Here is a 6,570-nt window from a genome sequence, read left to right on the forward strand (position 1 = left end):
CATCCTCTTCCTGCTAGGGCGTGAAGATAATTTTACACCCGCCGATCATTGCCGGCGCTACGCGGCGTTCTTTGAGAAGAAAGGGACGCCCGTCGAGTTCCACATCCTTGATGGAGCCCATCACGGCTTCGATTTACCAACACCCTTGAGATTTCTACCGCGGGCGCAGACTGCAAGGGAATGCGGTCTCGATATTATATTAGAGCCCGCAGTTATTGCTCAGCGCTGGGACACAGGCACCCTGATCAAGCCCGTGGAAATTAAGCCATACCTGCGCACTTGCATGCAACGAGGTGCCTCCTATGGTGGGAACACCGAGGCGCTAAAAGTAGCGATCAATCAAGTCAGCAAATTCATCCTTAGATACCTGAAACCTGAGCAATAACACTTCCAGCGGCCGCTTGAGACAAAGAAGGGCCGCTTGCGCGGCCCGTTCATGGCGTCGTGTCTGATGCGTCGTCAGCACTGGATATTTAGCCAAATGCGAGCAACATGGGTCATGGGGCGCCGTGGCGACGCGGCGCTTGAGTACACCTAGGTCGAATGGACTTCCGGATGGGACCACGCGCTCGTGCCACGGCTCGTCCGGCATGGGAGGGTTGTACGATGAAACGCAGGCTCCTCGCAGCATTGATCCCGGGATTGCTGATCCTGTCCTCGCCGTTACCGGCGCAGCAGAGCTTCTTCGTCAAGCCGCTGGCCGAGAAGAAGGTGGCGGAGTTGCCGGCTGGGGACCTGTTCTGGCGTATCGATACCTTCGACACGAAGGAGCAGGCGCAGGCGGCGGCCGGTCCTCTGGGCCTTATGGCCGAGTATGACGGCAAGGTCTGGCTCTTCACGCTCGGTGCCGCAGGTGTGGTCTCGAAGGGAGGCAGCAAGGTCGCTGAGATGGGTCCGATCCCCCGGATCGAGGCCAAGGAGTATCTCCTCCGGATCAACGAGGCAGGCGGGCCGAAGGGCAGCGCCACGGCCGCGCACACGCACCCAGGTTCAGAGGCGTTCTACGTGCTCAAGGGAGAGCTGTCCCAGAAGACCCCGCACGGCGTGACCCGGCTCACCGCTGGCCAGGGCATGGTGGGCCATGGAACAGACACGCCGATGGTGGTGTCGAACAGCGGCTCGGAGGATCTCCGTGAGTTCGCGCTGTTCGTCGTGGATGCCAACAGGCCGTTCTCGTCACCGGCCCCGCTCCAGTAACCTAGCCCGTGGCGGGATGCTTTGGAACCCGGAGCATCCCTCAACCACACTGGGGGATACTCCTCCTTGCGTGCTGTCGATGGAGCTGTCAGCGGCGACGTGGAGCGTCAACTTGGCACCATCGCAGGCGATGCGGACTACCTAATCGTGAGTGCAGGCGGCAACGACGGGCTCCCAAATATCAGCCTCCTGCGCGAGGCAGCTCGCTCCGTGGCCGAGGTCATGGGAAAGCTCACTGCCGTGTATGAAGACTTCGCGGCCCGCTATGGCGAAATGGTGAGCGCGATCATGGAGCAACGCCTCCCGGTTGCACTTTGCACCATCTACGACGGACGCTTTCCCGATCCTCGCGAGTAGCGACTTCTCCGGACCGGCCTGTCTTTGTTCAACGACTGTATCACCCGGGAGGCGTTTTCCCGAAGGTTGCCACTGGTCGACCTGCGGCTGGTCTTCAATGAGCCTGACGATTATGCCAATCCGATTGAACCGTCGGCGAAGGGTGGAGCGAAGATCGCAGCGGTGATCGCTCAGGTCGTCGCTGGGAACAGCATTTTTCCGCGCTCACAGGTGAACGCTCTACCGTCGGAATCCGCAGGGCAGCCCGTGCTGTCCTGGCGTCGCTGGTCGAGGATGACCCAGATGGCGGCGCGGTCTTTGCTGGCAGGTCTGAGCCAGAGTCGGGCTGGCAGGGCTTCACGAGGCACCGGTCCGCGAGGGTCGTCATGTCCTTGCCGGCGATCCGCTAGATCTGAAACCGCCCGCGGGCAGCCTCACGGCGAAGGCTGGCAATTTTTATCGAGCCATCAGGGAATGCGGGAGCGGCCGCGGTGCAGCATCGCAACGGTGGCGAACGGCCCGATAGAATCGCGGCGACGATCAATTTCACCAAGGAGCCTACCCCGAAGGCGTAAGATTCAGTGCGCTTCGGTCTGATATCCTTCGCCGCATGCCCTACCTGTGGTTTTCCGCTCCCGTCGCTGTGCTGATCAAGACCGGCCAATGCCAGGAAATCTCTCACGTCGAAGAGGCGGCAGAGATTCTGCTCTATCACTGGCCGAAGTCGGCGTATGGCGATCCGATCTGCCTTGCGGCCCAGAAAGCCTGCCACTCCGCGCTGACAGGCAAAGGCGAGATTGAAAATGCCCGATCCACTTTCGAGGCTGCGGCGCGAGGCCGGAATTTTGGGGAAGGAGTCGGAGCGGCATTCTCCACAAGAGAACGCAATTTTTTGTCCAATTCTTAACTGGCGAAAGCACCTCTCACGCCATGCGTCCGGTTGCGGCCGCGCCTGGATTGCTCGACTTCCAGTGCATTGATAACGCAGCTGCAGCACCCATCGTTCAAAGGCGTTCGTGAGGACTAGGGCAGGTCCGCTTTCTGCCTGCCACAAACGGAAGTTGGTTTCCTGTACGAAAAACCGGACCTTCGGCTTCGCGCCGCCTCTTCGCCGTTGAGGAGACCGTTAGTCGATCCCGAAACCTGCCATTCTCGATGGTGCCGACGCCGATCCAGGACGTCGGCAAGGCCCATCTGTTCACCAGCATTTGGACAGCGGCGAAAGACCCGTCTCGTGCTAATTGTTCGTGGCCTCTACGAGGGCGACAACGATGTTTTTGCAGTCCGTGTAGAGTGCTTCAACACCGGGTAGCCCCTTATTCCCGTCGCCGCCATGCGCGATCGAATTGCGGAGAGCGTAGGCTGATGCGAGCGACGAGGACCATTGGTCGTTCCTGCTGATCGTTGAGCGAAACGCCGTCTCCCAGTTCTGGTCGAAGCGTATCAGGAGCTGACATATAGCCTCGCAATCGTAATTCGTGCCCTTCTTGAAGTGCGATCTTATGAACAGTAAAACTCTAGGCTGAGCCCTCGTTGTAAGCCGGTGGAGAATGATGACCTCAACGCATCGTTCGACATAGCCGCACACCAGAACGGCCCCAAAGCGCGCTAAGTCTGACTTTAGCTCATCATTACCGGCGCTCATCGCCCGTGCGAAAAATGCATCGAGCTTTCGTTCACGGCTCTCGATCGCGTGCTGCACTAGATGCCAGCGAACGCAGCGGTCGCAAGTGCCAAGCGCTTACGAACATTCTCCTCATCGGCCGTTGCACGCTCGCAGGCCTGTCTAAATTCGTCGTTGTTGACCAGCGTCTCGTAGGCACGGCCAACCTCCCCATCAGAGGGTGCGGGGCCAGCATCGAGTCGTTTCGCCAAACCCACCATCACAGCGTCAAAGGCGGCGGCGTTCAGCGCGCGGATGATGCGGAATGCGCGCGGACCGATCGCAGAATTGACCTTATCAATCGTAGTACGAAAAACTTCAGACAGCCGATCCAGCTCATCCATGCCGACTTCGTTCATTGCGGCCGAAAATTTGTTCAGGAAGCCGTTCATTGGGCGAGCATATTTCTCGCCATCGCGATACAATGCAAAAAACCTTACTATCAGCTCTTCGTCTTTTGCGCGATTATTCTGGCTGGCAAAGACGGCTCGCCACGCAGGGAATTGGTTCAGCTCGCGGACGCGCTTGATGAACGGGCCAAGGCTGACGCAATTGCGGATTTCTTGAGGCGAGAGGCGGATGCCGCCAGTGTTGATGCGCTCGAACACGAAGTAGATGCTGTCCAGCACGTCCTCTGGCTTGTCCTGCTTAAAGATGGTCGCATGGACGATTGAATCGTCGAGCTTCAGCACGTCAGCAGGATCAAGCGTCTTGTAAGTCCGGTTGAGCCACGGCTCCCGAACGCCCTGTAGCTTGAATTCCTTCCCACGAAGGACGCCGTCGTAGAAGGCCTGCAACGTCCGAAGGCGTTGCTGCCCGTCGATTACTAGATGCTCGTTGGTATCAGCCTCTTTGTATAGAAATATCCCAGGGACCGGCAGGCCCATCAAAAGGGATTCGATGAATTTCGACGCGTGCTTGTAGGTCCAAACAAACTGACGCTGAAAATCCGGAACGCGAAATGCTTCTCCGCGCATCCGCTTCACCAGACTGTCTACCGTATAGTCGGCACCATAACTTGAGATGCTAAATTTGGTCGCGCCAGGATCATCAAGAAGCGTTTCATCCTCGACCCCTTCCTCCAGCGCCAAATCGAATTCGTCCTTTCGAACGTCGTCATCCCGAATATCTTCTGGCGCGTCGGTGCTCACAGCTTTTCCTTAGAATAGGTAGGTCACATCGAACACACCACACGGCAGCGCTTGCTGCAACCCTCAGCTTTGTGTCCTCATCTCATTGCGCTGGCACGGAGAAACGGTGTCGACGAAATATAAGGGCGTTAACCAGCTGATTACGCACCAGGGCAATCTGGCCCAGATAGGCGGACTGTCGGCTATCCGCGCATACGCGCCAGTAAGCTGACATTCCACTATCGGTCCCTCTCCAGACGTTGAGACTGACCCGACGCAACGTCCGAGATGGGGTCAAACCCGGTCGTAGAACGGAACCGGTGGAGGTCCGCTTTCCCATCTTCCTTGGACCTTTTACGTAGCCAACGTGTTTGGAGAGTCCCTCGGAATGAGGTGGGCTTCAATGCCTCGCCAAATCTCCATGGCTGTCGGAGTGACTGAAATCTTTTTGGATCAGTCGCTTACCGGGGCGCTTGGTGGTCTTTGCTACCGAATGCCGGTTAATCCCAAGGCGACCGTATGAGTTCCATTGATCGGGGCGTCCATGCCCTCCCCTGGCTAGTGGATCGGCGGCTGCAACAGAGTCTCGTCTGCGATGGCATGGTCCACGGCCTCGATCTGCTCTTGGGCCAACTGGATGTCCAGTCCAAAGCCGTCGCCGCCTTCGCCGTTTTCTTTGTGGAGCTTCAACGCCTTGACGACGACCCTCCGTCGCTCCTCGACCAAAAGTTCACGGAAAATTTTCAAGGAATCGAGCGGTGATTGCTGCTCTGACATGCCGTGCTCCTATGTGCTTCCAAACTTTTGATAAGTTACAGCGAGCTAATCCACGGCCAGCTTCAACGTCCGGTTGATGGGTTCCGCTCCCCAATGCTGGGGTTGGACACGCTCCAGCGGATCGGCGGCATCCCGGTAGGGCCGCTCGGGGTTCCCGGAGCCCTATCGCGACGGACCCGCTGTCGGAAACGCTATAATAGAAGAATGAGGGTCAAAACCCAACTAAGAAGACCCTCGTCGCGGCTGGCCAAAGCGAAAGCGCCCCAGAAACCGGGGCGCTCCCACGTTCAACTGGGCGGAGCCTCAGGCAGCGACCTGGGTCGGCTGGACCTCCAGGAGCTTGCTGGGGCTCGCGATCGGAATTACCCGAGACTTCATAGCCTCTGGGATCTCCCGCACAAGCTCGACGTTTAGGAGCCCGTTGTCCAAGCTCGCGCCCTCGACAGCGACATGGTCGGCGAGCTGGAAGTTACGCTCAAAAGTCCGCGCCGCGATGCCTAAGTAGAGCACTTGGCCGGTCTTATCCTTGGGCTGCTTCTCGCCGCGGATCGACAGCCTGTTCTCCTTTATCTCGATCGAGAGATCAGCCAAGCCGAAACCGGCAACTGCGACCGAGATGCGATAGCTGTTCTCATTGGTCCGCTCGATGTTGTAGGGCGGATAACCCGGCACCGGGCCTTCCACGCCGCCGACCTGATCGAGCAGGGAGAACATCCGGTCAAACCCGACGGTTGAGCGGTAGAGGGGTGAAAAATCGAATGTACACATAGCATGACCTCATCGTTTGAGGGACATGCGAAGGGTCCGCCCTTAGGGCCTGGCCGTCCGTATCACGCAGCCGCATGGCCTGCGCCTTTAGTATTTATGAACAACTCCGAGTATTAACAAGAGGCAAAAACAACTATTTACGGGTAATTTCTCCATCGATACCATTACAAATGCGAGACAATCATCGAAAAAACACAACTTCTAATGCGTCTGATTGTAGCCTTCTGTTCAGGAAACGACCATTTTTAAGCTTCAACACTGCAAACTTATGATCGTTTTATCTTCAGATTCGATCTGAAGGTGCTGCTTGCGCGAGGCGGAGGAGCGAGCCGAGGCGGCTGACGATCGTGCTCGACATGGATGAGCTTACCGAAAGACCTCCGGGATATCGGATATGAAGGGCCACCGGATGTCTGACATCGTGCGCCGGATCGTTGCCTTGGAGCCCGGGCAGACGTGCAAGGCGATGGCAACCTCAAACCCTTGCAAACCCGGGTCCAATGGGTTCACCTGCATTCACGGTCGGCTTTGGAGGGCAGTACTGGCTTAACATCCCGCTGACGATCCTTGGGTTACATTCTGGGTATCGTGCAGCGGTCGGGATCATCGCGCGACGGACCCGTTGAAGGTAGCGGGCGCCCGCTAGTCAGAGCAACACCGAGGTTCTCCTCATTATCAGATGCGATCAAACGAAGGTCC

At 57.8% G+C, this 6,570-nt stretch carries 8 protein-coding genes; 3 read left to right on the forward strand and 5 right to left on the reverse strand.

Features of this window, described 5'->3' with window-relative positions:
• The 3 genes from FEZ63_RS22235 to FEZ63_RS22245 form a co-directional block, all read left to right on the forward strand.
• On the forward strand, positions 1–385 hold a 385-nt coding region (locus FEZ63_RS22235), incomplete at its 5' end, for a dienelactone hydrolase family protein (protein WP_201274259.1).
• Between the two features lie 221 nt (positions 386–606).
• Entirely contained in the window at positions 607–1,197 is a 591-nt protein-coding gene (locus FEZ63_RS22240; protein WP_150948937.1) for a cupin domain-containing protein, read from the forward strand.
• Positions 1,198–1,263: 66 nt separating this feature from the next.
• The gene (locus tag FEZ63_RS22245; RefSeq protein ID WP_150948940.1) at positions 1,264–1,554 is read left to right on the forward strand and encodes an SGNH/GDSL hydrolase family protein; all 291 of its coding nucleotides are present in this window, start codon (positions 1,264–1,266) and stop codon (positions 1,552–1,554) included.
• A gap of 385 nt (positions 1,555–1,939) precedes the next feature.
• Here the strand turns inward: FEZ63_RS22245 and FEZ63_RS26375 are convergent, their stop codons facing one another.
• From FEZ63_RS26375 to FEZ63_RS22265, 5 genes are all read right to left on the reverse strand, one after another.
• Positions 1,940–2,530 carry a hypothetical protein gene (locus FEZ63_RS26375; RefSeq protein WP_244622935.1) on the reverse strand — a complete coding sequence of 197 codons (591 nt, stop codon included), beginning with the start codon at positions 2,528–2,530 and terminating at the stop codon, positions 1,940–1,942.
• A gap of 240 nt (positions 2,531–2,770) precedes the next feature.
• A complete protein-coding gene (locus FEZ63_RS26315; protein ID WP_162419825.1) occupies positions 2,771–3,235 on the reverse strand; it encodes a HEPN domain-containing protein in 465 nt (154 codons plus the stop codon).
• Positions 3,235–4,347, reverse strand: a complete 1,113-nt coding sequence (locus tag FEZ63_RS22255) for a DUF262 domain-containing protein (RefSeq protein WP_150948946.1) — start codon at positions 4,345–4,347, stop codon at positions 3,235–3,237. The genes FEZ63_RS26315 and FEZ63_RS22255 overlap by 1 nt, the downstream gene beginning before the upstream one ends.
• 537 nt (positions 4,348–4,884) lie before the next feature.
• Positions 4,885–5,103 carry a hypothetical protein gene (locus tag FEZ63_RS22260; RefSeq protein WP_150948951.1) on the reverse strand — a complete coding sequence of 73 codons (219 nt, stop codon included), beginning with the start codon at positions 5,101–5,103 and terminating at the stop codon, positions 4,885–4,887.
• A 303-nt stretch (positions 5,104–5,406) separates the two neighbouring features.
• Positions 5,407–5,871, reverse strand: a complete 465-nt coding sequence (locus FEZ63_RS22265) for an Hsp20 family protein (RefSeq protein ID WP_150948954.1) — start codon at positions 5,869–5,871, stop codon at positions 5,407–5,409.
• Positions 5,872–6,570 lie beyond the last annotated feature (699 nt).

Source organism: Microvirga brassicacearum, from assembly GCF_008757455.1.
GTDB classification, from domain to species: domain Bacteria; phylum Pseudomonadota; class Alphaproteobacteria; order Rhizobiales; family Beijerinckiaceae; genus Microvirga; species Microvirga brassicacearum.

Excerpts from the sequence above, each read along its gene's own strand:
- FEZ63_RS22240 (WP_150948937.1), top strand. The coding sequence starts at position 607 with ATGAAACGCAGGCTCCTCGCAGCATTGATCCCGGGATTGCTGATCCTG.
- FEZ63_RS22260 (WP_150948951.1), bottom strand. The coding sequence starts at position 5,103 with ATGTCAGAGCAGCAATCACCGCTCGATTCCTTGAAAATTTTCCGTGAA.
- FEZ63_RS22265 (WP_150948954.1), bottom strand. The coding sequence starts at position 5,871 with ATGTGTACATTCGATTTTTCACCCCTCTACCGCTCAACCGTCGGGTTT.